The sequence below is a fragment of the Cytobacillus mangrovibacter genome, from assembly GCF_042865275.1.
In the GTDB taxonomy this organism is placed as follows: Bacteria; Bacillota; Bacilli; order Bacillales; family Cytobacillaceae; genus Cytobacillus; species Cytobacillus mangrovibacter.
In genome coordinates this window covers 20,983-45,611 of the sequence record NZ_JBIACJ010000007.1, presented here as the reverse complement: position 1 = coordinate 45,611, position 24,629 = coordinate 20,983, and the positions used below count along the sequence as shown (strand labels likewise).

General features: G+C 36.3%; 28 protein-coding genes. 2 read left to right on the top strand and 26 right to left on the bottom strand.

The window, feature by feature from the left end; translation table 11 throughout:
* Positions 1–6: 6 nt before the first annotated feature.
* The 5 genes from ACFYKT_RS13705 to ACFYKT_RS13685 all read right to left on the bottom strand — a co-directional run bounded on the left by ACFYKT_RS13705 (position 7) and on the right by ACFYKT_RS13685 (position 2,518).
* Positions 7–600 (bottom strand): YdeI/OmpD-associated family protein, encoded by a 594-nt coding sequence (locus tag ACFYKT_RS13705; RefSeq protein WP_389220494.1) that lies wholly within the window; start codon positions 598–600, stop codon positions 7–9.
* Positions 601–628: 28 nt separating this feature from the next.
* Complete coding sequence (locus ACFYKT_RS13700; protein WP_389220491.1) at positions 629–1,336, bottom strand: FAD-dependent oxidoreductase; 708 nt, start codon at positions 1,334–1,336, stop codon at positions 629–631.
* Positions 1,337–1,351: 15 nt separating this feature from the next.
* Positions 1,352–1,723 (bottom strand): iron chaperone, encoded by a 372-nt coding sequence (locus ACFYKT_RS13695; protein WP_389220488.1) that lies wholly within the window; start codon positions 1,721–1,723, stop codon positions 1,352–1,354.
* Between the two features lie 78 nt (positions 1,724–1,801).
* Positions 1,802–2,191 (bottom strand): SRPBCC family protein, encoded by a 390-nt coding sequence (locus ACFYKT_RS13690; RefSeq protein ID WP_389220486.1) that lies wholly within the window; start codon positions 2,189–2,191, stop codon positions 1,802–1,804.
* A 3-nt stretch (positions 2,192–2,194) separates the two neighbouring features.
* On the bottom strand, positions 2,195–2,518 hold the full coding sequence (locus tag ACFYKT_RS13685) for an ArsR/SmtB family transcription factor (protein WP_389220483.1): 324 nt from the start codon (positions 2,516–2,518) through the stop codon (positions 2,195–2,197).
* 302 nt (positions 2,519–2,820) lie between these two features.
* Between ACFYKT_RS13685 and ACFYKT_RS13680 the strand changes: the two genes are divergently transcribed.
* Positions 2,821–3,693 (top strand): AraC family transcriptional regulator, encoded by an 873-nt coding sequence (locus ACFYKT_RS13680; RefSeq protein WP_389220480.1) that lies wholly within the window; start codon positions 2,821–2,823, stop codon positions 3,691–3,693.
* A 45-nt stretch (positions 3,694–3,738) separates the two neighbouring features.
* On the opposite strand, the gene ACFYKT_RS13675 is transcribed toward ACFYKT_RS13680, so the two are convergent.
* The 5 genes from ACFYKT_RS13675 to ACFYKT_RS13655 form a co-directional block, all read right to left on the bottom strand.
* Positions 3,739–4,638 carry an aminoglycoside phosphotransferase family protein gene (locus ACFYKT_RS13675; RefSeq protein ID WP_389220477.1) on the bottom strand — a complete coding sequence of 300 codons (900 nt, stop codon included), beginning with the start codon at positions 4,636–4,638 and terminating at the stop codon, positions 3,739–3,741.
* Between the two features lie 345 nt (positions 4,639–4,983).
* On the bottom strand, positions 4,984–5,751 hold the full coding sequence (locus ACFYKT_RS13670; RefSeq protein ID WP_389220474.1) for a 3-hydroxyacyl-CoA dehydrogenase: 768 nt from the start codon (positions 5,749–5,751) through the stop codon (positions 4,984–4,986).
* A gap of 549 nt (positions 5,752–6,300) precedes the next feature.
* Positions 6,301–6,921, bottom strand: coding sequence for an AmiS/UreI family transporter (locus ACFYKT_RS13665; protein ID WP_389220471.1), 621 nt, complete (start codon positions 6,919–6,921; stop codon positions 6,301–6,303).
* A gap of 50 nt (positions 6,922–6,971) precedes the next feature.
* Positions 6,972–8,153, bottom strand: coding sequence for a NupC/NupG family nucleoside CNT transporter (locus tag ACFYKT_RS13660; protein WP_389220468.1), 1,182 nt, complete (start codon positions 8,151–8,153; stop codon positions 6,972–6,974).
* Positions 8,154–8,721: 568 nt separating this feature from the next.
* Positions 8,722–9,663, bottom strand: a complete 942-nt coding sequence (locus ACFYKT_RS13655; RefSeq protein WP_389220465.1) for a sugar-binding transcriptional regulator — start codon at positions 9,661–9,663, stop codon at positions 8,722–8,724.
* A gap of 134 nt (positions 9,664–9,797) precedes the next feature.
* Here ACFYKT_RS13655 and ACFYKT_RS13650 point away from each other — a divergent pair, with 134 nt between their 5' ends.
* Complete coding sequence (locus ACFYKT_RS13650) at positions 9,798–11,285, top strand: MDR family MFS transporter (RefSeq protein WP_389221182.1); 1,488 nt, start codon at positions 9,798–9,800, stop codon at positions 11,283–11,285.
* A gap of 84 nt (positions 11,286–11,369) precedes the next feature.
* Here ACFYKT_RS13650 and ACFYKT_RS13645 read toward each other — a convergent pair whose 3' ends face one another.
* The 16 genes from ACFYKT_RS13645 to ACFYKT_RS13570 form a co-directional block, all read right to left on the bottom strand.
* Positions 11,370–11,834 carry a hypothetical protein gene (locus tag ACFYKT_RS13645; RefSeq protein WP_389220463.1) on the bottom strand — a complete coding sequence of 155 codons (465 nt, stop codon included), beginning with the start codon at positions 11,832–11,834 and terminating at the stop codon, positions 11,370–11,372.
* A 64-nt stretch (positions 11,835–11,898) separates the two neighbouring features.
* Positions 11,899–12,084 carry a DUF4177 domain-containing protein gene (locus ACFYKT_RS13640; protein WP_389220460.1) on the bottom strand — a complete coding sequence of 62 codons (186 nt, stop codon included), beginning with the start codon at positions 12,082–12,084 and terminating at the stop codon, positions 11,899–11,901.
* Positions 12,085–12,186: 102 nt separating this feature from the next.
* Entirely contained in the window at positions 12,187–12,732 is a 546-nt protein-coding gene (locus tag ACFYKT_RS13635) for a GNAT family N-acetyltransferase (protein ID WP_389220457.1), read from the bottom strand.
* Between the two features lie 193 nt (positions 12,733–12,925).
* Positions 12,926–13,264, bottom strand: a complete 339-nt coding sequence (locus ACFYKT_RS13630) for a DnaJ family domain-containing protein (RefSeq protein ID WP_389220454.1) — start codon at positions 13,262–13,264, stop codon at positions 12,926–12,928.
* 28 nt (positions 13,265–13,292) lie between these two features.
* Positions 13,293–13,994 (bottom strand): hypothetical protein, encoded by a 702-nt coding sequence (locus ACFYKT_RS13625; protein WP_389220451.1) that lies wholly within the window; start codon positions 13,992–13,994, stop codon positions 13,293–13,295.
* A 96-nt stretch (positions 13,995–14,090) separates the two neighbouring features.
* Positions 14,091–14,825, bottom strand: coding sequence for a hypothetical protein (locus ACFYKT_RS13620; RefSeq protein ID WP_389220448.1), 735 nt, complete (start codon positions 14,823–14,825; stop codon positions 14,091–14,093).
* Between the two features lie 77 nt (positions 14,826–14,902).
* Positions 14,903–15,463 (bottom strand): GNAT family N-acetyltransferase, encoded by a 561-nt coding sequence (locus ACFYKT_RS13615; protein WP_389220445.1) that lies wholly within the window; start codon positions 15,461–15,463, stop codon positions 14,903–14,905.
* A gap of 104 nt (positions 15,464–15,567) precedes the next feature.
* Positions 15,568–16,146 (bottom strand): hypothetical protein, encoded by a 579-nt coding sequence (locus ACFYKT_RS13610; RefSeq protein WP_389220443.1) that lies wholly within the window; start codon positions 16,144–16,146, stop codon positions 15,568–15,570.
* 281 nt (positions 16,147–16,427) lie between these two features.
* A complete protein-coding gene (locus tag ACFYKT_RS13605) occupies positions 16,428–16,991 on the bottom strand; it encodes a hypothetical protein (protein ID WP_389220440.1) in 564 nt (187 codons plus the stop codon).
* 133 nt (positions 16,992–17,124) lie between these two features.
* Positions 17,125–17,706, bottom strand: a complete 582-nt coding sequence (clpP, locus tag ACFYKT_RS13600; RefSeq protein WP_389220437.1) for an ATP-dependent Clp endopeptidase proteolytic subunit ClpP — start codon at positions 17,704–17,706, stop codon at positions 17,125–17,127.
* Positions 17,707–17,722: 16 nt separating this feature from the next.
* Entirely contained in the window at positions 17,723–18,412 is a 690-nt protein-coding gene (locus ACFYKT_RS13595; protein WP_389220435.1) for an RNA polymerase sigma factor, read from the bottom strand.
* A gap of 194 nt (positions 18,413–18,606) precedes the next feature.
* The gene (locus ACFYKT_RS13590) at positions 18,607–19,332 is read right to left on the bottom strand and encodes a (S)-benzoin forming benzil reductase (protein ID WP_389220432.1); all 726 of its coding nucleotides are present in this window, start codon (positions 19,330–19,332) and stop codon (positions 18,607–18,609) included.
* A gap of 115 nt (positions 19,333–19,447) precedes the next feature.
* Positions 19,448–22,033, bottom strand: a complete 2,586-nt coding sequence (locus tag ACFYKT_RS13585; protein ID WP_389220429.1) for an ABC transporter permease — start codon at positions 22,031–22,033, stop codon at positions 19,448–19,450.
* Positions 22,030–22,713, bottom strand: a complete 684-nt coding sequence (locus ACFYKT_RS13580; protein ID WP_389220426.1) for an ABC transporter ATP-binding protein — start codon at positions 22,711–22,713, stop codon at positions 22,030–22,032. The genes ACFYKT_RS13585 and ACFYKT_RS13580 overlap by 4 nt, the downstream gene beginning before the upstream one ends.
* A 229-nt stretch (positions 22,714–22,942) precedes the next feature.
* Positions 22,943–23,944: a sensor histidine kinase gene (locus ACFYKT_RS13575; protein WP_389220423.1), complete on the bottom strand. Its 1,002-nt coding sequence runs from the start codon at positions 23,942–23,944 to the stop codon at positions 22,943–22,945.
* Between the two features lies 1 nt (position 23,945).
* A complete protein-coding gene (locus ACFYKT_RS13570) occupies positions 23,946–24,629 on the bottom strand; it encodes a response regulator transcription factor (protein WP_389220421.1) in 684 nt (227 codons plus the stop codon).

The window sequence follows — 24,629 nt, the reverse complement described above, 5'->3', positions numbered from 1 at the left end:
AAAAGACTAATCATTTAATCCTTTACCCTCGAGAATTTGCGGGATATATTTTTCAATCCTTGACACTCTAGTTTTGGATTGTTTCGCAGTGGAAAAATAATAAATGTATGCTCTTTGACGTCCCGGTGTCAATGCTTCAAAAGCGATTTTCAGGTCAGGCATCTCATCCAATTTACTTTTAAGCTCATCAGGCATTGCATATTCTTCAGTTTTTTTATAAGTCACTTCTAAACCGGCTTTTTCCACTTCGATAGCTTCATGAATATAGGCTTTCAAAATAGATTCCATTTCAACTATTTCTTGAAGATTTTTGAACCGAATTTGGCGTCCCGCCTGTACATTCTCCGTTTGCTGGATTAGTATCCCATGAGGATCCTTTAACAAAGCACCCTTGTGGAATAGAAGCGCACAATATTCTTTAAATCCATGTATTAAAACGATGTTTTTTTCCTCAAACGTGTAGCAAGGATGCATCCACTTAAAATCTTCGGTCAGCTCACAATCAAGAACGATCTCTCTTAGCTTCTCAAATTCTTCCTTCCATGATTTGGCCTTTTTCAAAAACCCATCAACCTTACGATTCAATTTACTATTCGTCATCAGGAACCTCCCTTCTTACTATTCTTAATTAATACCCATAAAAGGCATCTTTTTTGATGTTCCGTTTTGCAATATTATTATTTTGCAAATGACCGGAAATAGAATCTACCATTGACTTCGAACCTGCAATATAATAATTACCATTGTCCTTATAAAGGCTCGTGAACTTATCAATTTCTTGATGTAAGTCATCTCTTGAATCCAGGTACGTAACACTTATAGAAGGATGGTTAGCCATTTCATCAAGTTCATCTTTAAATAAATATGACTTTTTGCTATCTATATAGAGTAGATGTATTTGTTTCTCGCCCATATTCCCTTCTGCCTCGATTTGTTTTAGCATCGAACGAAATGGTGTAATGCCAATACCGCCTGCAATCAGGAGTGAAGGGCTGTTATCGTTTAGATAAAAAGGACCTAAAGGCCCACTCGTACGAACCTTCATTCCCTGCTTTAACTCTAACAGCGCTTGTTTAAACTCACTTGGGTCATCACCAATACTCGTTGTTATTTTAACAATATTCTCTGTGGGAGCAGATGCCAAAGTGAACGGTTTGGTAGCAGTTTTTATTTTTTTATGAGTAATACTAATTAACCCATGCTGCCCTGCTTTCCAGGTAAAATCTTTCTCTTTTTCAAATAAAAAGGTATAAACACCTTCTGTTTCTTTGTAGCTTTCTAAAAAGACTAAATCTCTCTTTTTGAATACCGAAAATACATCTTGAAAAAAACTCATTTTCCCTCTCCTTTTTTATTTCCTCCAGAAGGTTGAACAATCTGCTTTATCTGTAATATTAAAGTCAATCATTTTCTTAAGTAATGAAAAATCCACCTGACTATTCCATGGGATACGCATCAACCCCTTGGTATGGCTATAGCCAGCCTGTACAATTTCATCAGAAAAATGATTAATTCCTGCCTCTTCTGGGGCAACAGCTAAATGCTGTTTGGATAAGCTAAAGCCAATAATAAATGTGTCATGATCGGTAAACATAGGCTGTTTCCATGCAAATTTCGGCTTTAAACTTGGAAATTCACTAAAAACCCAAGCCAGAACTTCTTCTGTTCGTTCCCGATGCTGTGGGTTATCAATATTCTCTAAAAACTCTGCAAAGGCTTCCATTTCGTTTCCTCCTATTTTGAACCGTCAGTTCTTGATGATTCAATAGCTTAATAAGCATTAGCAACTTTAGGTTTGGCTTTACATTTCTCCAAGCACTTTTTTTAGTTCTTCTACATTGCTCGCCCAACCATATTTTGCCCCATTAAAGGCTTGATCTTCTTTTTCGAATCCTGTTTGTTCAAGCTGTAAATAGATTGTTCCATTCTCTTCCTTCAAAGTCCACGTGACGATCGTGTTTATCGGGCCGCCTATCCATGTGTAGGATAATTTATTAGGCTCGTCCACTACTAATACTTCACAATCAACAACTAAATTCCACTGCTCATTTCGAAATTGACATTTATGTCCTACGATTGGTTTAAAGTTATTTTCCATTGTCCATTTTGCAAGCGTATCCGAATTTGTTAATGCACTCCACACCTTATTGATTGAACTTGTGAATTGAAAATCTAATGATACTTCTGCCATGATTTATTCCTCCAATAATAGATTTTGTAAAAGTGCCACTCTTTCCTTCCAAAATGTCTCGTAAAAGGAGACCCAATCTTTAACTTCCTGTAGAGGGGCTGCATTTAGCCGATACCTTGTTTCTCTCCCTACTTTACGGTCAGCAACAAGATCAGCTTCTTTAAGGATTGCCAAATGCTTAGAAACAGCTGTACGCCCCATTTGAAATTGACCCGTTAATTCGTAAAGAGGCAGCTCCTCTGCATCAGCCAACAAACGCAGCAATGAACGTCTTGTTGGGTCGGCAATAGCCACATAAACATCGCGCTCTTTAATTTTCTCGTTCAAAATCCTCCCACCTTATAAATTAGACACCAATTGGTGTTATTATCATATGATACCAATTGGTGTCCTGTCAATTTTTACTTTAATCATAAGGATTACATAAAAAAACAACTTAATTTTTTTTATTATTTGTTAAACAAATAGAATTAATTTCCTAGAAACAAGGTGAAATTAATTAATGTTAAAAGGCTATAAAGTTTAAGAAATCAAACTCTAATCATTCATAAACCTACATAATCGAGCATAAAAAGTCGGATGGTTCTATCCAACTCCTGCTATTGTATTTATAAAGGGAGGTCACCTAAATGGATTTGCTTAGAAATATGAATAACGCACTATCTTATATTGAAGAAAATCTGACGAATGAAATTGATTTTAATGAAGTGGCAAGACATGCTTATTGTTCAGAATATCATTTCAAAAGAATGTTCTCCTTTCTTTCAGGTATGCCACTTGCTGAATATATTCGTCATAGACGTCTTACTCTTGCTGCATTTGAGCTTAAAGATAGCAGCATAAAAGTGATTGATGTTGCAGTGAAGTATGGATATAGCTCGCCAGACTCCTTTGCAAGAGCCTTTCAAAATATGCATGGGATTACACCATCTGAAGCAAGAAATGCTGGTCAATCTCTCAAAGCTTATCCACCAATGACCTTCCAGTTAACAATTAAAGGAGGAAGTGCCATGAATTATCGAATGGAAGAAAAAGAGGCTTTTCAAATTATAGGGCTGAAGAAAAGAGTTCCGATTATTTTCAACGGGGTTAACCCGGAAATTGCTGCGATGTGGCAAAGTCTAGATGGTGAAATGATTACACAGCTTAAGAGCCTATCTAATGTTGCACCACTTGGTTTAATTAGTGCCTCAACGAATTTTTCAGAAGGAAGAATGGAGGAAAAAGGCGAGCTTGATCATTATATTGGTGTAGCAACATCAATGGATTGTCCTGATAATTTTGCTATGCTCGAAGTTGCCGCATCCACTTGGGCAGTATTCGAAGCAGTTGGGCCATTTCCTGATACACTGCAAAACGTATGGGGGCGTATTTATTCCGAATGGTTCCCATCCTCAAGCTACGAACAAGTACAAGGCCCAGAAATCCTATGGAATGAAAGTAAAGATGTCACCTCACCCACTTTTAAAAGCGAAATATGGATACCCGTTTTGAAGAAGTAACGGAAGAAGATTTCTTAAATCTTACAACGAGAAGGACCGTCCAATTTATAAGACGGTCCTTCCCATTCTCAAGTTAGTTATTTTTTCAAAAGCTCGATCCACATGAATCCTATGATTATTTTCGATTGCATATATCAGTTCATGAAAAATGGGCTGTAATCCATAGAAGCTGCTCACTCTACTAAACAATGTATCTACTGATTCAGAAGCGCTATACCAGGATAATACTTCCCTTGTAAAGGCCGGACCGAAATTCCAATATAATCCAGCAAAGTCAAAAGCGGGGTCCCCTATCTGAGCATCTGTAAAGTCAATAATGCCTGTTACAAGTCCATCCTCTTTATTAAAAATCATATTTGATGAAGTCAAATCGCCATGTATAACCGTTTTCTTATAAGTTAAACTTGGAAAATCTCGAATAAAATCAGCAAATATTTCGTTTACTTCCTCTTGTTGATGTTGATTCAAATATGGAAAAACAACAGTTTTAACAGAAGAATATAAACCCTGCCAATAATTAAGTGTGTGAACCGTATCTAATTTCGTTCCTTCCAACTCTGAAAGATCAATGCTATGTAGCTTAGTCAGAAAATCACCAATAATCTTTGCATTTTCCGGATTAGCACTTAAATCATAAATGGCATGTTCACTTAATGATTTTCCTTTTATTAAAGGATACTTTACAGCTTTAGGCTTATTTCCGTTATAAACCAACTCATATTTTGGAATTTTTACAATTGGTTCTTTCAATGACAAGCATTCCAATAACTTTACTTCATCTACTACTTTTGTTAAAAGTGCCCTTGATTTAGGGAATCGAAAGACGATTGCTTTGTTGATGATCATAATATGATTATCCCAGCCCTTATTATTTACTTCTATTTCATTCACTGTTGTATTAGATAGATTGCTTTTCACAAAATCTAACATTTCAGATTCTAGCATTTATAAGTTACTCCTTTCTAAATTTGTTTATCATGGGAACTCTTTACTCACCATCTTTTCTGTAGGCTGTTTTCGCAAACATTATTGCTTTAATTATAAATGGGTAGAAGTTGATTTGCGCTCCAGGAGCTCCAATCAACTAAATTTTTTGTTAACTGTTTTCTTTTTCCTAAATTTAACAAAAAACAACAATCCTTTAGAAAACAGCCTTTCCGTATAAACTTATTTGCCATTTCTCAAGACAAAGAAAAGTTACTTATCCCCACTCCCCCGATAAGTAACTCCTTCACTTTGATTATTTAATAGAATTTCCTTCAAAATTCTTCCGTGTTTCTATCCTCCTGGTTATCTTGGCTGCATCCGAATCCCACCATCCAGGCGAATCGTTTCTCCATTAAGCATTGGATTTGTCATAATGCTTTCTGTGAGCATAGCATATTCCTCTGGAAACCCTAACCTTGATGGGAATGGAACCATTTTCCCTAATGAAGTTCTTGCTTCCTCTGGCAGAGAATCGAACATTGGAGTGTGGAACAGTCCTGGTGCAATCGTCATTACCCGGATTCCATATGCTGCAAGCTCCCTTGCGATAGGCAAAGTCATGCTGACAATCCCCCCTTTAGACGCACTGTATGCAGCTTGGCCGATCTGTCCCTCAAATGCAGCAACTGATGCCGTATTAATGATGACTCCTCTTTCTCCAAATTCATTTGCTTCATTTTGGATCATCCGCTCGGCAGCTAGTCGGATTACATTGAAGGTTCCAATCAAATTAATCGCAATCACTTTTGAAAATAGGTCCAGTTCATGGACTCCTTTACGTCCGAGAAGCTTTGCTGCGATTCCAATTCCAGCACAATTTACGACTGTATTGATCTCCCCAAATTGCTCATATCCGTAGTCAACTGCAGCCTTCACTTCCTCTTCCTTCGTTACATCTGTTAATGTATAATATACATTTTCCCCTAGCTCTTCCTTCAGCCGCTTTGCGCGTTCCTCCGATAAATCTACAATTAAAGCTTTCCCCCCATTTTTCACAATGTTTCTAACCGTTGCCTCACCTAATCCTGATGCACCACCTGTAACAATTGCACGACAAGTTTTGATGTTCATTATTTAACCCCCATTCAGATATTTATTTATCTGTTTTCCATTCTGGTGCTATATTCTCCTGCAAAAACAGGTAATTATTTTATTATTCAAAAAAACGAGGGGGTAACTGCAATTTTATCTGAATGCATTCCTTATTGGCGCTTACTTCAATAACAATTAGATTTATATTGAATAAATTTACTTCATTGCTTCAAACTAACATTAGTGTTATCTACTAACACTAAATTGAATTTGGAGGGATATACTTTGAAGATTCTTCTCAGCTTCATCTCAAGCATCATTCTTTTGAGTAGCAGAATTGCATTTTTAGTCAGTCATGCGTACTTTAGATTGAACTATTTATTAAAAATGCCTTCTCTTGCATAAGCGATAAGCAATCTTTAGAAGTACAATCTAATCCAAGTTCCTCAGAAAGGTAAGCATTGAAATATGCTTACCTTTTAAAATGAATAATGAATTTGATACGTACTCGTCTTGCCTAAATAAAAATAAACGCATGTGAAATTTCATTAAGAAATTCCCATGCGTTTATTTGTAGTTTTTGCATGATTAATTGTGTAAGGGACCTGCTTCAATTGAATACTTTTTTCTAGTCATCCAAGCAGAACCAATATAATACACGATAGATAGGACTAACAAACCGATCAATAAATTACGAATCCAGGCGATGTCTAATATCCCCAGCATGGTAAATAAAGATGGAATCGTTAGTGTTATCCATGATTGTATCTGTGCTACTTTTCCTACATACTTGTCGATATCCTTCTTTAAAGCCATTGTTAAGAAGAATAATAACCATAGATAGGACCAATGAATCCAAGTTAACATACCGAGAATGTCTTGGGAGCGGGCGATAGCGACAACGGCATAAACGAGCGCAATTATGGCAACCCACAAGGAAAACCAGCCTAAACCATTTCCCTCATATCCCATTAGTGTCGTAACACCAACATATAAAAATGTGAGTCCAAATAGAAAGGTAACCCCATTATTAAAAAATGCCCAGTTACTTTGATCCGAAATGACAATTAAATAAAATGGTGTCACTACTTGCAAAGAACCGATAAATAAATTAAATACTGCTACACTTTTAGCATTTGCTTTTCCCAGCAGCATAAGACTATTTAGAAATAAAGTTGCTCCTGAAAGGAATAATCCGACAATGCCCATATAAATTGCTGGTATTCCCAGCCTGAGCCTCCTTTGTTAAATTTCGGCTATTAAAGAATAATACTTACGATTATTGAAGTCAGAACACTAACAAGCGTTGCCCCGTACAGAAGCTTTAACCCAAATCGTGCAACTGTATTTCCTTGTTTCTCATGTAATCCTTTTACAGCACCAGAAATGATTCCAATAGATGAGAAGTTAGCAAAGGATACAAGGAAAACAGAAATAATTCCTAGTGTACGTTCACTCATGTTTCCAGCGATTTCAGTCAGCTCTATCATCGCAACAAATTCGTTTGTCACCAATTTGGTTGCCATGATCCCACCTGCCGAAATAAGCTCAGAAGCTGGAACACCCATAATAAAGGCAATCGGAGCAAAAATATATCCCAAAATTTCCTGGAACGTAATTCCAAATGCCATATCAAAAACACTATTCACTGCCGCAATCAATGCAACAAATCCAATCAGCATGGCACCTACAATGACAGCAACCTTAAATCCATCTAATATATATTCACCAATCATTTCAAAGAAGGACTGTTTCTCCCCTTCTTGAACGATTAATATATCTTCTTTTTCATCTACTGTATATGGATTAATAATTGAAGCAATGATAAACCCGCCAAATAGGTTAAGAACAAGTGCTGTAACAACATACTTAGGTTCAATCATCGTCATATATGCGCCAACAATGGACATGGAAACAGTTGACATCGCTGAAGCACACAGTGTATACATACGATGCGGTGGAAGTTGACCAAGCTGTTTTTTTAGCGTAATAAAAACTTCAGATTGTCCAACTACGAGGGAAGCAACCGCATTATACGATTCCAATTTCCCCATTCCATTGATTTTACTCAAAACCACCCCGATACCCTTCATAACTAATGGAAGGATTTTTAAATATTGAAAAATCCCAATTAAAACGGATATGAATACAATTGGCAGCAGAACATTTAGGAAAAATGGTGCTTGGCCTTCATTTGCAATTCCACCGAAGACAAAGGATATTCCTTCCCCTGCGTATTCAAGTAATTTCCCAAACGCATTGGCAATTCCCTTTACTAGCACGAGACCGAATTTAGTATTGAGTAATAAGAATGACAAAATTAATTGAATTATGATCATCAAGATGATCGGTTTGTACTTAATTTTTTTTCTGTCGCTGCTCACAAGCACTGCTAAGCCGACGACAACGAGTAATCCAAGAATAGCAATGATATATTTCATAAGAGTACCTCCATTAAGTCTTTTGATGAATTCCGTCTTTTTTAAATCATTGGAAGAATAGAAACCTGGAAGCATTTTTTCGCATGGAGGAAAAAATTAGTCCCTTTCTTGCCCCCGCCTTGTTAACTGTTCGTATTCACTTAGTTTCCGCATTTTTACGTTTCTTACACCAATAGTTATATTTAACGTAAATGAAATTTCTCGAATAAAACCATGTGAATGTTTTCACATAATTTTACATCCATTCCATTCACTTACTTCAGCAGTGTGAAGTAATCATACGGAAACATTCCATATTCGTATCTTCCTAACTTAAAAATGAAAACCATTTCACAAAAACTATATCAAGAAAATGAACATTTGTATATCGTATATTGAACAAATGTAAAATAAAATTATTTCAAATGCTTTGTATAGTGAGAAATTACTGCTCATTTCTTATAAATCGAAAAATATATATAGTTACTCATCACCTTTTTTGAACAAATGGAAAAATTTTAACATAGCAATATGAATTCCTTTTTTAATTCAGTGCAAAAAAATAGCTACTTCAAATGAAGTAGCATTTTTACACTTTTTCTAATAAAAATTGAGCTGTATATTGATCGGTAATAAGCACATTTGCATACTTGCCTTTAAGTGCTCCGTAAATCCCATTAAGTTTATTAGGTCCCCCTGCACAGAGAATCGAATATTCTTTTGTTCTCAACTCTTCTAGCGCAATCCCAAGTGTTCGATTATTCAAATTCCGATTACATATTTCTCCATTAATGTTAAAGAATCTTGAACAAATATCTCCAACTGCATTCTGATGCAGCATATCTAAATCCTCTTTAGTAAAATACCCCAATTGGAATAAAAGAGACTCATCTTTAACTGGACCTGATGTAAATAGGGCAATATTCGCCTGTTTTCCTAGATCTAGTATTTTTTGAATATGACGGTCAGCTTCCATCGCTTGCTTAACAAGCACATGATCAACAATGGCAGGTAGTGGCAGATGATGGGGGACCGTATTGAATGCTTGTCCAAATAAATACAATATTTCAGAAGCGTATGTATTTTTTTCTGAATGGCTGACTCCGCCCTTTAATTGAATGACCTTTACATCCTTCACAAACTTTTGTTGTAACTCTATGGCAATATGATATAGTGTCGTTCCCCAGGTTACACCAATGATATCATTATCTTTAACGATCTCATGTAAGTAAAGAGCTGCTTTTTCTCCTAAGTAATTCTTAATAATATGATCCTCATACTGTGGTATAGATGCAACAATTGCTTTTTTCAAACCGAATTTCTGCTCAAGCCGCTGGGAGAAATCCATGCTTTCCTCCGTAGGATCCGTAATTTGAATCTTCACGATCCCCTCACTCTTCGCCAATTGCAGCAGCCTCGATACCGTTGGTCGTGAAATTCCCATAGCCTTTGCAATCTCATTCTGATTATAATCAAGCAAATAATACATCTTCGCTGCATCAACAATCTTTTTAACTTTACCTTTTTCCATCCAATCACCTCGCGGGACATGGGGACAGGTTCCTTGTCCCTGTTATCTCCTGTCAAAAACATGATTAATAAAGTTATCATATCAGAGAGCTTTGAAATTCTCTATGACTTTTTCGGCAAACCGCTTTTTCATTAATAATTCCACGAAAAACATGTTATACTGTTTATTGCATATTAAACACCTTCCAATTTCCTTTCGATTGGAAGGTTTTCTATTGGCTAATCAAGCAAGAAAAGAGGAGACTAAAATTGAATAGCGAAACAAAACATAAGTCCGTTATTATTGCCTTATTAATTGCAACCTTTCTAACGGCAATTGAAGGCACAATTGTAAGTACGGCCATGCCAAAAATTGTAGAAGATTTAGGCGGCAGCCATCTTTATACATGGGTCATATCCGTATACCTATTAGCAACCGTAATCAGTACGCCTGTATTTGGGAAGCTAGCTGACTTGTATGGCAGAAAGCTAATGTTTGCCATTGGAACGATTATTTTTCTAATTGGTTCCATGCTTTCAGGATTATCACAAACGATGGAGCAGCTCGTTCTATTTCGCTTGATTCAAGGGATTGGAGCTGGAGCCTTAACAACAATTCCTTTTACAATTATCGGGGATGTATTTGAATTTAAGCTCCGCGCGAAAATTCAAGGGTGGATCAGTAGTGTGTGGGGGATTGCTGGAATAACTGGCCCACTTGTTGGCGGATTCATTGTCGACACCATCTCATGGCATTGGATTTTCTACATGAACCTGCCGTTTGGAATTATATCATTGATTTTATTATGGGTTTCTTTAAAAGAGCAGATAGAAAAGAAAAAGCAAACGATCGATTATGCAGGGATTCTCACATTTGCCGTATGTATGACATCCTTCTTATACGCATTAACACTGCTAAAAGAGCATAAACAACTAACGGGAAGTATAACCGGATTCCTAGCGGTTGCTTTCATCGGTCTTTGCCTATTTATTTGGATTGAAGCAAAAGGAAAAGAGCCAATGCTTCCGCTTTCTCTATTTAAGAATACACTTATTACCATTTCAAATATTTCCGGATTTTTATTAGGTTTTATCCTTGTCACGATCACGTTTTACATTCCATTATGGGTACAGGGTGTGACTAATTTAAATGCCACTTTTTCAGGGATTGCCATGCTGCCCATGTCTGTCACATGGCCGATCGGAGCCATTATATCAGGAAAATGGTTAGGCAATAAATCCATTGCACATGTAACTTTATTAGGTACTGTCTTTATAATTCTAAGCTGTACCGGGTTTGTATTCTTCCAGACAGATACAACTGTGCCAGTGATGATGATTGTTACAGCATGTATTGGCTTTGGCTTCGGTCTTGCTTTCACTGCATTTACGGTCGCTGTCCAATCAGCTGTTGAATGGAATTTACGTGGCGCCGCAATGGGTTCCCATAATTTAATGAAAAGCTTGGGACAAACCATTGGGATCGCCGTATCAGGCTTATTATTAAGTGACGAGTTAAAAGGACAAGCATTAGAAACAAGCTTACACTCCGTATTTATCCTACTCGTCATCCTAGCTATCTGCTCATTCGCTGTAACAGGATTGCTAATCAGAAAAAAAGAGTCTGAACTTGCATTAAGATAATTGGGACGGAGGGACAGGTTAACTGTCCCAAATAATTCAAAAATAAAATAGATGGGACAAGGAGCCTGCCCCCTTGTCCCATACTTATACTCCCCAATGATATATATAACAATTGCCTTCAGCCAACTGATTTGAAAATGAGATCATTTTCTCAAAGTTCTTTATGAGTTCATCACGATTAAAGACTAGCTTTTCATAATGTCCCTCACCCTCAACCCCTTCAATCATGACATACATTCCCGTTAGTTTTAATACCTTTGGTGAATTCTGAAATAAGTCCTTCCATGCTGAAAATACACTCTTCAAAATAGGCGCCGACTCAGAATCAAAAAGGGTTACCCCATGATAGTTAATTCCTTTACATGGGGTTATACCTCTAAGACCTGGATTTTTACTTGGGATCCATTTCAAAGTATCACTCATATAGGAAATAATGTCATCATGTAAAACTACACTGTCAATAATATCGGAGTGTTTATTATAATTCATCACAAGTTGATCTAAATCTACTGTATTTGGGATAAGAAAAAAATCATGTTTCAAAGCCATTTATAATCTCCTTATTTCTACTAATATTTATCTATCTTTATATTTGAAGATTAATAGAACTGATTTAATCTTGCACAGGCCTTTCAAATATGATCTCATACCCCAACGGTTTGCCATTCCCATTATATTCGGTTGGCAAAACCTGCACTAGTCTCCATCCATCAGCAGCATATTCATGAATCGTTTCTTGATGTTGTGGTGAGGAAAAGAAACTGCCAAGATAAGTCTCTACAAACTTATATTCATACATTCAATTATCACTCCTACTAAGAAAATATAATTATCATAAAGTTTATTTTCATCTATTTTTACATGCTAAAAGTAACCGAATACGAGCTGTAATATAAAAATATTACTCTTTAAATCTTCCCATAATAATCGTGTTATAATATTCTCCATCGGAGAGGATTTTGTCTTTTTTTAATATCCCTTCAATTTCAAATCCAAGCTTTTGATAAAGTTTGATGGCTTTATCATTTGTTTCCAAAACATTCAATGTGATTTTCTTGATGTTATTGGTATCTGCCCAAGAAATAGATTCTTTCAATAGGTTTTTCCCAATCCCATGTCCCCATAATTCTTTTAATACGCAAACGCCAAATTCAATTTTATGAGAAAATCTTTTCAACTGATTTCCTTCGCATCTTGAAAATCCAACAATTCTGTCATTAACTTCCGCAACTAAAAATAAGTTCGTGTTATTTTCAGTATCAGATTTAATTAACTTTTCAAAACCTGATGCGTCTATGAACCCCTCTCCTTTTTCTCTGTCTAGATTTTCGGTTTCTCCGTCTATTTGTACTCTTAATTCAGACAGCTCTTGTGCATCTATAACCTTTGCTAATCTTACAAAATAATGAATCCCATTACCTTCAAATTCTTTTTTGTCAATTAACATTAATTCAATCTCCAATTCGATTCTTAGTTCAGACATAGCAATTTCATCATCAAGGAAAACATTACTAACTTGTAGAGAGACAGGGGGAGGATTATTGTCCCTAGTTTACGGATGGCATAATATAAGCGCCATAGACCTATTAAAGCATACCTTTAAGTACTCACTTCCATCTAAATTAAATAGTGTACCCCATTCACCAAACTTTCTTATATGTTTCAATACGATCCAAGCTAATAGGACCCTTTTGTAATTGATGAGGACAAATTTTATTGTATTTTTTAATTTTTTTATTAATCTCGTCCACATCCTTATCTGTTTTGCACGAGTGAACTAATTGAGAAATTTCCTTTTGCAGCTTTACCCATTGTGGTAAATAACCAGCATCCTTCGCGATCTTTTGAAAGTGCTGGAATGTATCCATCTGCAAATATTCTTTAGGGAGCGGCTTTCCTTTGCCTTTATTATTAAAATTATCTTTCTCACCAGCACTCTTCAAAATATCACCAATTAGGTCATTATATTCTCTGTCCATAAGAACACCTCCTAAGTCACTAATTAATTCACTCTTGATAAAGAAACTGCCCTATATCATTAGATAAGATCGCCGTATCCCAAGGGTGCCAATAATAGGTGGAACCATCAAACTGCATGTTGAATTTATAAGCAATGGGATCCTCAGTGTAAAAAATCATTTCGTAATAAGTAGGATCTCTTTTTTCGGTATTCGGTTGAAAAGTAGTTTGTATTTCACTACTTTCTAGTAGATGAAGAAATCGTTTAACTTCTTCCACCTTACTTATATCAGCAATCCGTTTATTCCCTTCTCGAGTATAAGCCTGATAAATTTCAATTTTCTTAACCTTTACGAGAGACATATCTTTAAACCGCCATTGATAATCCATTTCATCAATTGAGTAGTATACATCGTATCCGTTAATGGAATGTTCAGACCTCAAAGCGATTAAATGAGGGTGATCCTCTATCTTGAAAATCTCAGTCCCCTTCTCATGGAAAGCTGCATCACCATTTCGAATTTTATAGTTCGGATTTGTTACATTATCCGCCACTTTAAATTTAACCGTACCGATCATTTCACCGACAAAGCTTTGATCGGCTAAAACGCCAGAATGTATGCCGTAGTAAGTTTTTCCATCCAATTTGACAAAATCAACCCAATCAATTACTCCATAACCGCCAAATGGCATTGTTCGGCACCCCGTTAAGAAGAGTAAAATAAGTAAGAACATGCTGATCTTTTTCATCGAAATCACCCTTTTTCTCTTTAGACGAAAATTCGTGAAATTTGTTTCTTAATGGATTTTATTAGGGAAAGTTGGTACTCTTCAGGGCTAACCTTTCTATTTGGTGAACTTTCTATACGGAAAACAAAAAAGCATTAAAGTGAATCCGATTAACAAGGTAAGAAATGGAAAGATGAGGGGAAAGAAAAGAGATGGATAGCCTTCCCATGCGTTCGTGTAATAACCCATTCGAGTTGGCGCAACCACTCCAGCATTCACTAATTGGGTCTGTAAGGCACTTCTCTCTGTTAAACGAAATGTTTGACGATCTATATTTCCATCTTCATCTAATACATACATTGCATATGTTAATTTCTCCTCAGGAACCCAACCAACAATATCTCCGTTCGGCATTTCTTTTTGTATTTCCTTTGTTTTCTTCAGTAACAAAACGAATTGAGTTTGATCCATGTTTTTATCTTCTAAAAGTAAATAAGCAATTTCGCCATAATATCTATTTAAGCCTTCTTCATCTATTCGAATGGGATGCTCTTTTAGTCTATCAATTTGTACTTTATCTATATAAATTGCTAAATCTCCAAGGCTAATTTTATTTTCCCAAGGATCGGTATATTCTTCATCTTTTATTTCCTCCTCCTTAATTTCTACGAGATGATCATTGTATTTAAATGTAGATGGAGTAGCAGGAAAGCCTTGGCTAATATTTGTAATCTGATATTGTTTCTTCATTTTTTGATTATGGATGAGTTCCATCCCCATTTTTGTGCTTAAAGGAAGAGATAATAAGAACAAAATAATACCGATTGAAAAGAAAATAAATCTTTTTTTCATTCACATACTCCTCGAGTTATATCTAATTTCCAGCCGAAATTCCCTTTACTTTAATCCAAATAATTCACAATCTATAATTATTGCTTTATATTGAAGTCTTGCTTTAACAATGAATACATATATAAATCATCAAATTTACCGCAAGTATACTCGTAACTTCTCAAAAGTCCTTCTCTAATAAATCCCTGACGTTCTGCTAATTTTTGTGACGGTATATTAGGAGGTTCTATTAACGCTTCTATCCGTTGTAAATTCATCTGTTCAAATCCATATCGAATAACAGCTTCAAAAGCCTCACTTGCTATTCCCTTCCCCCAATGTTCTCTGCTTAGTTCAACACCAATTTCTGTACGATAATGCTGTGAAACCAAGTTAAGAAAACCACAGCTGCCAATTACCTCCCCTTGGTCTTTCAACGTAATCCCCCATCTTATCCCTGTTCTCTTTTCTACTATTGATTCATACCATGAAATCTCATCTAATGCGTCATCAATCGACTTAAATGGCTCTAACCCAACGTACTTCATTACATCTTTATCAGACAAATACTTTAGTAGACTGTTTGCATCATCTTTTGTTACTTGTCTTAAAATCAGTCTATCAGTTTCAATTATAGGAAATGCACTTACTTCTATCACAATAAACCTCTCCTAAATATTATTTATTTTCAGTAACATCCTAAGCCAATACATGGAAAAGGAAGGATTCACTGTTGTTCAAGTATACTGAAATTGAAAGAACTCTAGTTATTCTGATAAAAAGTCCAATCCAATTCTTTATTGTCGATGAGTGATTTAATCGTTTTTAAATGATTTGACTCACTGACTATTTTATAATTATTGAGGTATTCATTATCTAATAACAACTCTAGCCTTTCGGTAAGTGCATATTTCTCTTTTTGATTGGTCGTAATAATGCTTAATCGATATTCTTTAAAATAACTAGCAGGGTTCTGCTCTTTTTTTAATTTAATATCGGATAAATCATTTAAAATTTGCTTAATGATTTTTTCATCTTTTATCGTTACATATGCTTTACTTATTGGCACTTCCCCACTTAGGTCATCAATATGAATGGACATACTTTGAACAATCGTTTTCTCATTAAGTTGATCATCAACTAGCTTTTGAAAGGTCGTATATTGCATTTGATTAAATAAGAGGATTGTTCCAAAGACAACAATGATCATTGCCATTGCCACCGTTTTTTTACTTTTGAAAAATAAGCTCATAATGATTGTACCAATAATGATTAATATGCCGATTAGAAATAGATTAAATGGTGCCAATAAAAGGTCAAAGAAATAGTCTATTACGTACATAATTACACCTCCACTTCTAGCTCCTGACCAATTACATACGAGGTTATTTCTTTCATTTTCGCGGACTTACGCAGATTGGTACAATCGTAAACATGACATAAAGCATAGTATTCCCGCAATCCTTTTCACAAAGTATTTTTAAATCCCCATCAATAAGTTGATCCATACATTAAAGCTCCTTTGATATTAACCCTTACACTAAATTTTACCACTTTCATTCAAAAATTCTAGACTCTAGATAAACAAGCGTTACTGTATTTTCCAGTAACGCTTGTTTAAGTTTAATGAGAATCTAACATAACCCTATCCACTCTTAAATTGACCTCTGCTAGTTTGATTTCTAAATTGGTAACAATTTTCTGGAAGTAAGCATTATCTTCAAGTGTAATCGAATGTCCATCATGAAAAATAAATACGTATTCCGATCGTTCCCCTTCCTCTCCTTCATAAAATGTAACCGACTTGACATCATTCCATGTGTAATCAGTTACTTTCGATGATAAAATCGGTGACAGTGAAATTGAGTCATTCGAGAAAATAAGATAAGACTGTGATCCCATATAAAATGGAATCAAACTTAATAAAACACACGCTATGCTTAAATAAATCCCTCGCTTCTTCATATTGAAAATAAAAAGAATCAGCGATGCTAAAAAGAGAAGAAAGAAACCAATTCCATACACGATTAAATTTTCCTTCGGTACGAACACATGCCAGACACCAGAAGAATAATGAACAATATCTGCAACGGTTTGTGGGATAAATATGATTAAAAACAGTGAAAGAATAGCTATTACAATAGAGATTGCCAACGCAATATGCCTTGGCTCATAATTTTTCGTCATTTTTACATCCCCCTTGCAATTGACTTCCATATTATGATCTACGTGTTAACTTTGAAATAGTTTCGAATTTACCCAATTTTCAAATAACAAATAAAGAACGCTTTACTTCTAATCGAAGCAAAGCGTTCTTTATTTATTTTCGTGTAATAATTTTATCAATAATCCCATATTCTAAAGCTTCTTCTGCACTCATATAGAAATCACGATCACTGTCTTTGGCAATCTTCTCAACTGGCTGACCTGTACGTGCAGCAATAATTTCGTTCACATGATCCTTAAGTTTTAAGATCCTGCGGGCCGAGATTTCAATTTCTGTTGCTTGACCACGCGCACCACCAAGAGGCTGATGAATCATGATTTCGCTGTTCGGCAAGGCATATCTTTTTCCCTTTGTTCCTGCGATAAGCAGTAATGCTCCAAATGATGCCGCCATTCCCATACAGATCGTGCTAACATCTGGTTTAATATATTCCATTGTGTCAAATATCGCAAAGCCGGCTGTTGTGGACCCTCCTGGGCTATTAATATAAATCGAGATATCTTTCTCAGCATTATCAGCTTCCAAAAACAGAAGCTGAGCGATAACACTATTTGCAACCTGCTCATTAATTTCCTCACCGATAATTATAATACGATCCTTTAACAATCTTGAGTAAATATCATAAGATCTTTCTCCACGGTTAGATTGCTCAATGACATATGGTATCGTTCCCATTCATCTTCCTCCTTATTTATGCAGCCATACAATAAAGGTTAAGTGGAGAGCTAGAATGTGTTTGTTTAGTAAGTTTAGGAACTTCTGCCAATGACGGTATTTCAGTTAGATAGTCAATTAACACTGTCGGATCCTCAGCTTGTAGGGATTGATGAATGAGATTACCCAACAGCTCCCTTTCTTCTTCACACCAGAAGGATTCGATTGATTGAAGATTGGTTTCCTTCACCAGTCGTTTCCTCGTTCGGTGAATTAATGATTTAACTGCCATTTCTGACGTGTCCAGTAAATCAGCAATTTCCTTTGCTTGGTAGCTGAATGCTTCTTTTAACAAGAAAACAATTGCTTGTTTTGGCGTTAAATTTCTCAATAATAGCTTCACTGTATCAATCAGTCTGTCAGAATCAACTGCATCAACCTTGCCAGCATCCTCTTCAAGAATACCAACTATCTCTTGTTTTCTTTTTCGAATGGTATCAATCCATTGATGATAGGCAATTTTATTCAAAAGTGCCGGATTTACGTCAGATGACTGATAATGCAGCATTGCTTTTAGGAATGACTGCTGAACAAGATCATCGGCATCCCAATTATTTTTCGCAAGAAAGTGGCAGTATCTTCGAAGAGCTGGATATAGCTTATTCCATTCATTACATCCTTCTATCTGAACCTTTTCATTGGCAATCAAGTTTCTGTTGCTAACCATTCTATTCACTCCTTTTGAACCTCCTTACCTTTATAACGGTTTATCGAGGATAAAAAGATACGGGTTTAATAAAATTTTTATAGATATATTACGCGTTTCGAAACGGTCTTAACTGCTAATTTTTCTGATTCCCAGATTTTCGGACGTTATGAAGCCTCCGCCAATAAATAATTCCATCCATGCCCCACTTGTATTCAAAAATGACGAATATCCGCTATTGGACCAATCTTATCAAAACCTTCATTCTCTATGATTGAAATAAGCTTCTTAGCAGTTTGCTCCGCACTGACTAGCATTCCTTGATCTTTGTAATCAATGAACTTTTCTAGAAGCGGGAATGCTTCCTCGCTGCTTGCACGAATCGTTTCCTGCATGCCGGTATCGATAATACCTGGGGCAATTGACACAATTTCAACTGGATTTTCCGCTTTCATTTGTTCAAGTGCAATGACTCTTGAAAAATGATCCAGACCAGCTTTTGTTGTGCAGTATGTCCCCCAGCCTTCGTATGGATTTCTACCTGCTCCAGACGAAATATTAACGATCCGCTTCTTCCCTTTAAAATTTTCCAGCTTTGAGATAAACGTATTGGAAAGGATCATTGGTGCAGTTAAATTAACAGCAATGGCATTTGACATTTCCAGAGCCTCAACTGTACCGATTAATCCAATCGGCTCAACCATCCCTGCATTGTTAATCAGTGTGATCGAGCCCGCATCTAACTGGACAGTAGTCAGTATATCAGCCATTAGTGATTCCAACTTCTCCAACTCCGATAAATCTGTTCGGTAGCATTTCATTCCGTCTAATCCACAATCTGTCCTTGCCATCCCAACAACACAATGTCCAGCTTCACTCAACTGTTTTGCGAGTTCGAACCCGATTCCCTTTGATGCACCTGTAATAATATAGACGTTCATTGCCTTCTCCCCTTTTTTACATTATGTACTTACTAATGAAGGTAACACATCACTCACAAAAAAAGGAAGATGAATCCTACAACACGTAGAAATTCTTCTTCCCCTTTGAATCCATCTATATATTTTCCTGCTTCAATCCATCTATAATATTTTCCTTTTTCACCTTTCCACTTGAGTAAAGCATCGCAGAAAGAACGATGACAAATACTGCAATTAGACAGTAGATCATACTTGTCCAAGGGAGAGTGAACGCATAAGAAAAGCTGTTCATCGTTCCTTTATAAATCAAATACATGACAATGATACTCAATGGAAGGCCAAATAGTAATGAGTTGATTCCATAAAAGATACTTTCATAGTTAATCATTTTATTAAAACCCTTAGGTGTCATTCCCACCGATTTCAGCATCGCAAATTCCCGTTTTCGAAGGGCAATGCTTGTTGAAATAGTATTAAAAATATTTGCAATCGAAATCGCAGTTATTAAGACTATAAACCCATAAGTAAAGACAGACATGAGCATAAGCATTTGCTCTTCCTGCTGTCGTCCTTGATACACATTATAGAAGGAAAAACTGCTTTCTTTCATTTCTTCCATTTCCTGCTGGGTTTTCATCGGATCTGAACTTTTCAGATAAAGGTAGCTAGCGATTTCCGGATTAGAAATATTCTCAGTCAGCTTATTCATCACTTGTTCGGAGACAATAATATCTAATCCACCTACTCCATTTGATTGAACGCCCATTGGGTATTGGTCAGTTGTTGCTGCAATCTCAACATTGTCTAAATTCGTCTTCTCTCCTGTTTCCCAATCTTCATATAATACATTAAATTTTTCTCCTATTTTCGTATGAATTGCTTTTGTTTCAACGTACTTTCCTGCATTCATATCTTCATACTTAATTGTATCAATGACAATACCAGAAATTTGCTCAGGATTTTTCAGTTGATCATAATCAGTACCGACTAGTTTCGCATAAGACTTCAAACTATCCTCATTTAGCGCATGAAAGCGAATATAATACGCATACTTCCCATTTTCAAGAGTAATTTCCCCAGTATCTACCATTTTCTTCAATTCATCCGCAATCGCTGATTCCTTTATAAAAGAGGTAGTGTTTAATTCTTTCACCACATTAAATTCTGTCACACCTTCAAGAGAAGTAATTGTCTTTATCAAGTCATCCCTATCTTGATTGACAGATACCTGAATATCATAGTCCACACCAGATTGTGACAGTACCAATGATTTCTTCAGGCTAGTTGTAAAATAAGATACGGATAAAAATAAAACTATACTGATTACCAATGAAAAAATAGTGGCCCGGTATCTGCGTTTGTTTCTCTTTAAGTTCTTCAAACCGATTTCTGCTTCGATGCCAAAAAGTGTTCGAATGAATTTGGATGTTTTCACGGCTTTTCTCGTTAGCTTCACATCTGCTGTTTGTCTGATGGCATCAATAGCAGAGATTTTGGAAGCTTTTACTGCTGGGACAAAGGTTGATATAAAAATCGTTAGGATGGATACTCCACAGGCAATTAGGATAGAGCCTAGTGTAACAGTGACTGTTAGCTTTTCCGTAACTCCTAGAGCACCCTCGATGATCGAATTAATAAACAAAAAAGTAATCCCTATACCAGCAAGTCCGCTTAGAATACCTATAGGAATACTGATTAACCCAATAATCACACCCTCAAAAAATACCGAGTTTCTCTTCTGCCTTTTCGTTGCCCCTACACTTGAAAGCATTCCTAAATGACGCGCCCGCTCAGAAACTGAAATGGCAAAGGCATTATAGATCAATGAAACCGAGCCAATAATAATGATGGTCATAATTATCGCTGATAAAGAAAAAAGTGTACTCTTTAGTCCATCATTATTTGTCACACCATAATAGCGCAACAACTCATTATTGTAAGAAATAGACTTTAGAGGTATATTATTCTTCTTCGCCAAGTTCTCTGCATGGTCATATAATGAGCGTTTCACCTTTTTTAATACGACGGTTGCATGAACAGGATCCTCTTCTGTAATCGTCTTTTCATCTAAATAAGTGAGAATCGAATAGCCTGGTGACCAGGTCGGTTCCCATGTCGGGCGCTTGATGAAACCGACGATTGTATAATTTTTTGATTCCTGTCCATCCAAGCTTTCAATTAATTCTCCATTTTCTTTTTGCAGTGAGTCAATCTGCGTTAATATATAGTCACCTAGACCTTTACGTTCACCCACATCAAGCTGTAGCGAATCCCCAATTGTATATTCAACCTTCGCATTTAAAGCAATTTCCTCTGATAGCACGACTTCATTCGGTGCCTTTGGCAATCTGCCTTGACTTAGTTCAATTGGAAACTGCTTGAAACCACCTGTATCATACTCCTTCACAAAAACATACGGTTTGTTTTCATTTTGACTTCCTTCTAAGTTTGCATAACCAAGTTCCCTTGATAGGACCACTTTTTCCGTTTCTTCATCTGTTGCGATAGCCTTGAGCTGGTCTTGATTGACACCCTTATATTGAACATGCCATTCTCCATCACTTGCGATTGTCTGCCTTTGCATCAGATCCATAAAAGAGAATCCAAGCGTTGCAACAGCTGTTATCATTGCAACAGAAATAATAACGCCGATAATGGTGACAAGCGTCCGTTTCTTATTTTGCTTTAAATGTCTCACCGTTAGTTTGTTGACGATGTTCATGGACGAATCACCTCATCATTGGCAACCCTTCCGTCTTCAATTGTGATCACGCGATCCGCTTGCAGAGCAATTCGTTCATCATGGGTAATGACGATTAGTGTTTGGTTATATGTTTTATTAAACATTTTTAGAAGATCAATAATTTCACCGCTGTTTTTACTGTCAAGATTTCCTGTTGGCTCATCAGCAAGCATAATTGCTGGATGACTAATTAACGCACGGCCGATTGAAACCCTTTGCTGCTGTCCGCCAGACAGCTGATTAGGAAGATGATTTAAACGGTTTTGCAAATTCAATATTTTTACAACCTCTGCCAATTGCTGCTTATCGACTTTATGTTCATCAAGCAGCAATGGAAGAGTAATATTCTCCTCTACTGTTAGAACAGGGATAAGATTATAAAACTGATAGATTAAGCCAATTTGTCTTCGTCTAAAAATGGCAAGCTGGGTTTCATTTAGCTGGTAAATGTCTGTATTATCAACAAGCACCTTACCACTTGTTGGCCTGTCCACTCCCCCAAGCATGTGGAGCAAGGTTGACTTCCCAGAACCTGACGGACCAATAATTGCTACAAACTCTCCTTTTCTGATCGAAAATGAAACATTATCAAGCGCCTTTACTGCGGTTTCACCTTTGCCGTATATTTTAGACAGATTTTCTATTTTTAAAATATCCATTGATATCCCTCCATATATTGCTGATGCTTTTAGTTTATCTGCCTAAAATGACTTACAGGTGACTTAGAATATGACAATTTAGTCACTTAACATACATTATTGCTAATTAAAACGTAGTGAGTAGAGGTTGATTTCCGCTCCAATCAACCAAGCTTATTGACCTTTGCATCAATAGTTTTCATTCATACAATCTATTCAACAATAACAATCATTAAAAAATGGCCTATTATTAAATAATTTGTTTATAGAACTTCAGTTGAAATTGCGTGCCTTTCTCCTGTTTGCTTTTTACATGAATGTCTCCGTTTTGGCTTTTGATAATGCTGTGGGCCATCGCAAGGCCAATACCAACACTATCCTCTCCTGCATTCTTTCCTTTATAAAAACGGTTAAAAATGTATGGAATATCCTCCTTTGGAATTCCCTCACCGTTATCTGCAATCACTATTTCGGTATAAAGTATATTTTCTGAAAAGGAAATCGTAAGGGCTCCACCCGTTGGAGTATGCTCTACACAGTTTTTTAGTATGTTTATAAGCGCTTCACTCGTCCAATTAAGATCCCCAACAAAGGAAGTCTTTTCTTCCCCTTCAATCGAAATAGATTGTTCTTTAATATCCATCGGGATCAAAACTGCTTCCAACGCCTTTTCAATTAGTCTTTTCACAGATATTTGTTCTTTTTTGAATGCAACGGTGCCCGCATCAATTTTTGACAGCTTTAATAAGGAGGAAACCAGCCACTCCATTCGTTCAAGCTGCTGACGAATACTGTGTGTGAATTCCATTCTTTTTGTCTTTTGCAGCTTGGCATCATTTAAGAAATCCGCCATCATCATCATCGAGGTCAGCGGTGTTTTTAGCTGATGGGAAATATCTGAGATCGCATCGGTTAGCAGAACCTTATCCTGCTTTAACAATGACTTTTGTTCAGATAGCATAAGTGTCACCTTGTATATATCATTTTTTAATATACTCAGCTCTCCCTCTTGATTATCACGGACATCAAGAGAATAATTGCCATTAGTTATATGGCGAAGATAGCTGGAGAGCTTCTCTATTTCCCTATATCGCCAGCGTGTGAATAATAGGCTGCAGCCAATAAGAAGAATAGAGGTAATGAATACGAATAAAGCAGCTGTGTATGAAAAATAGGCTGCAATCATAATCAAAGCTAAACTAATTGTACACATCGCTATTAATAAAATGGTTATTTCGCGATTACGGAGCATCCTATCCACCCACCTTATAGCCCAATCCTCTTACCGTTTTAATCAATGTCGGTTTTTGCGGATCATCCTCCAGTTTTTCACGCAGTCTTTTAATGTAAACGGTCAACGTATTGTCATTTACAAAATCACCTGCCACATCCCAAATTTGTTCTAGCAACTGATTTCTTGTCAGTACTTGTCCGATATGATTTGCGAAAATGAGCAATAATCGGTACTCCAATGCAGTTAAGGTCATCTCCTCATTCTGCTTAAACACTTTGCCTTCAAGTGTATTAATTCGAATGTTTTCTATGTAGATATTAGAATTTTTTTGTGGACTTTTCTGGTATCTCCTTAAGACTGACTTTATTCGTGACAGAAGTTCGCGAATACGAAAGGGTTTTGTTATATAATCATCCGCCCCCATATCAAGCCCCATCACAACATTAATTTCATCATCATTTGCCGTTAGAAATATAACAGGTATGTCGCTACTTTCCTTTACAATCTTACATAATTCATATCCGCTTCCATCTGGCAGGGATAAATCGAATAAACATAAATTCAATTGATCCGATTGTTCTACAAGAACTTTTTTCGCAGAAGCAACATCAAAGCAAATGACAGTAGAATAGGAATCCTGCTGCAATGAATATTCAAGCCCCGTTGCAATGGTTTTATCATCTTCAACTATTAATATTTTCAT

What these genes read in the sequence shown, in the direction of transcription:
- ACFYKT_RS13585 (WP_389220429.1), bottom strand. Translation starts at nt 22,033, where the DNA reads ATGAACATCGTCAACAAACTAACGGTGAGACATTTAAAGCAAAATAAG.
- ACFYKT_RS13645 (WP_389220463.1), bottom strand. Translation starts at nt 11,834, where the DNA reads ATGGCTTTGAAACATGATTTTTTTCTTATCCCAAATACAGTAGATTTA.
- ACFYKT_RS13590 (WP_389220432.1), bottom strand. Translation starts at nt 19,332, where the DNA reads ATGAACGTCTATATTATTACAGGTGCATCAAAGGGAATCGGGTTCGAA.
- ACFYKT_RS13705 (WP_389220494.1), bottom strand. Translation starts at nt 600, where the DNA reads ATGACGAATAGTAAATTGAATCGTAAGGTTGATGGGTTTTTGAAAAAG.
- ACFYKT_RS13665 (WP_389220471.1), bottom strand. Translation starts at nt 6,921, where the DNA reads ATGGGCATTGTCGGATTATTCCTTTCAGGAGCAACTTTATTTCTAAAT.
- ACFYKT_RS13695 (WP_389220488.1), bottom strand. Translation starts at nt 1,723, where the DNA reads ATGGAAGCCTTTGCAGAGTTTTTAGAGAATATTGATAACCCACAGCAT.
- ACFYKT_RS13660 (WP_389220468.1), bottom strand. Translation starts at nt 8,153, where the DNA reads ATGAAATATATCATTGCTATTCTTGGATTACTCGTTGTCGTCGGCTTA.
- ACFYKT_RS13605 (WP_389220440.1), bottom strand. Translation starts at nt 16,991, where the DNA reads ATGACGAAAAATTATGAGCCAAGGCATATTGCGTTGGCAATCTCTATT.
- ACFYKT_RS13570 (WP_389220421.1), bottom strand. Translation starts at nt 24,629, where the DNA reads ATGAAAATATTAATAGTTGAAGATGATAAAACCATTGCAACGGGGCTT.
- ACFYKT_RS13575 (WP_389220423.1), bottom strand. Translation starts at nt 23,944, where the DNA reads ATGCTCCGTAATCGCGAAATAACCATTTTATTAATAGCGATGTGTACA.
- ACFYKT_RS13595 (WP_389220435.1), bottom strand. Translation starts at nt 18,412, where the DNA reads ATGGTTAGCAACAGAAACTTGATTGCCAATGAAAAGGTTCAGATAGAA.
- clpP (WP_389220437.1), bottom strand. Translation starts at nt 17,706, where the DNA reads ATGGGAACGATACCATATGTCATTGAGCAATCTAACCGTGGAGAAAGA.
- ACFYKT_RS13690 (WP_389220486.1), bottom strand. Translation starts at nt 2,191, where the DNA reads ATGGCAGAAGTATCATTAGATTTTCAATTCACAAGTTCAATCAATAAG.
- ACFYKT_RS13670 (WP_389220474.1), bottom strand. Translation starts at nt 5,751, where the DNA reads ATGAACATCAAAACTTGTCGTGCAATTGTTACAGGTGGTGCATCAGGA.
- ACFYKT_RS13580 (WP_389220426.1), bottom strand. Translation starts at nt 22,713, where the DNA reads ATGGATATTTTAAAAATAGAAAATCTGTCTAAAATATACGGCAAAGGT.
- ACFYKT_RS13675 (WP_389220477.1), bottom strand. Translation starts at nt 4,638, where the DNA reads ATGCTAGAATCTGAAATGTTAGATTTTGTGAAAAGCAATCTATCTAAT.
- ACFYKT_RS13635 (WP_389220457.1), bottom strand. Translation starts at nt 12,732, where the DNA reads ATGTTAATTGACAAAAAAGAATTTGAAGGTAATGGGATTCATTATTTT.
- ACFYKT_RS13620 (WP_389220448.1), bottom strand. Translation starts at nt 14,825, where the DNA reads ATGAAAAAAAGATTTATTTTCTTTTCAATCGGTATTATTTTGTTCTTA.
- ACFYKT_RS13680 (WP_389220480.1), top strand. Translation starts at nt 2,821, where the DNA reads ATGGATTTGCTTAGAAATATGAATAACGCACTATCTTATATTGAAGAA.
- ACFYKT_RS13655 (WP_389220465.1), bottom strand. Translation starts at nt 9,663, where the DNA reads ATGGAAAAAGGTAAAGTTAAAAAGATTGTTGATGCAGCGAAGATGTAT.
- ACFYKT_RS13640 (WP_389220460.1), bottom strand. Translation starts at nt 12,084, where the DNA reads ATGTATGAATATAAGTTTGTAGAGACTTATCTTGGCAGTTTCTTTTCC.
- ACFYKT_RS13700 (WP_389220491.1), bottom strand. Translation starts at nt 1,336, where the DNA reads ATGAGTTTTTTTCAAGATGTATTTTCGGTATTCAAAAAGAGAGATTTA.
- ACFYKT_RS13625 (WP_389220451.1), bottom strand. Translation starts at nt 13,994, where the DNA reads ATGAAAAAGATCAGCATGTTCTTACTTATTTTACTCTTCTTAACGGGG.
- ACFYKT_RS13610 (WP_389220443.1), bottom strand. Translation starts at nt 16,146, where the DNA reads ATGTACGTAATAGACTATTTCTTTGACCTTTTATTGGCACCATTTAAT.
- ACFYKT_RS13630 (WP_389220454.1), bottom strand. Translation starts at nt 13,264, where the DNA reads ATGGACAGAGAATATAATGACCTAATTGGTGATATTTTGAAGAGTGCT.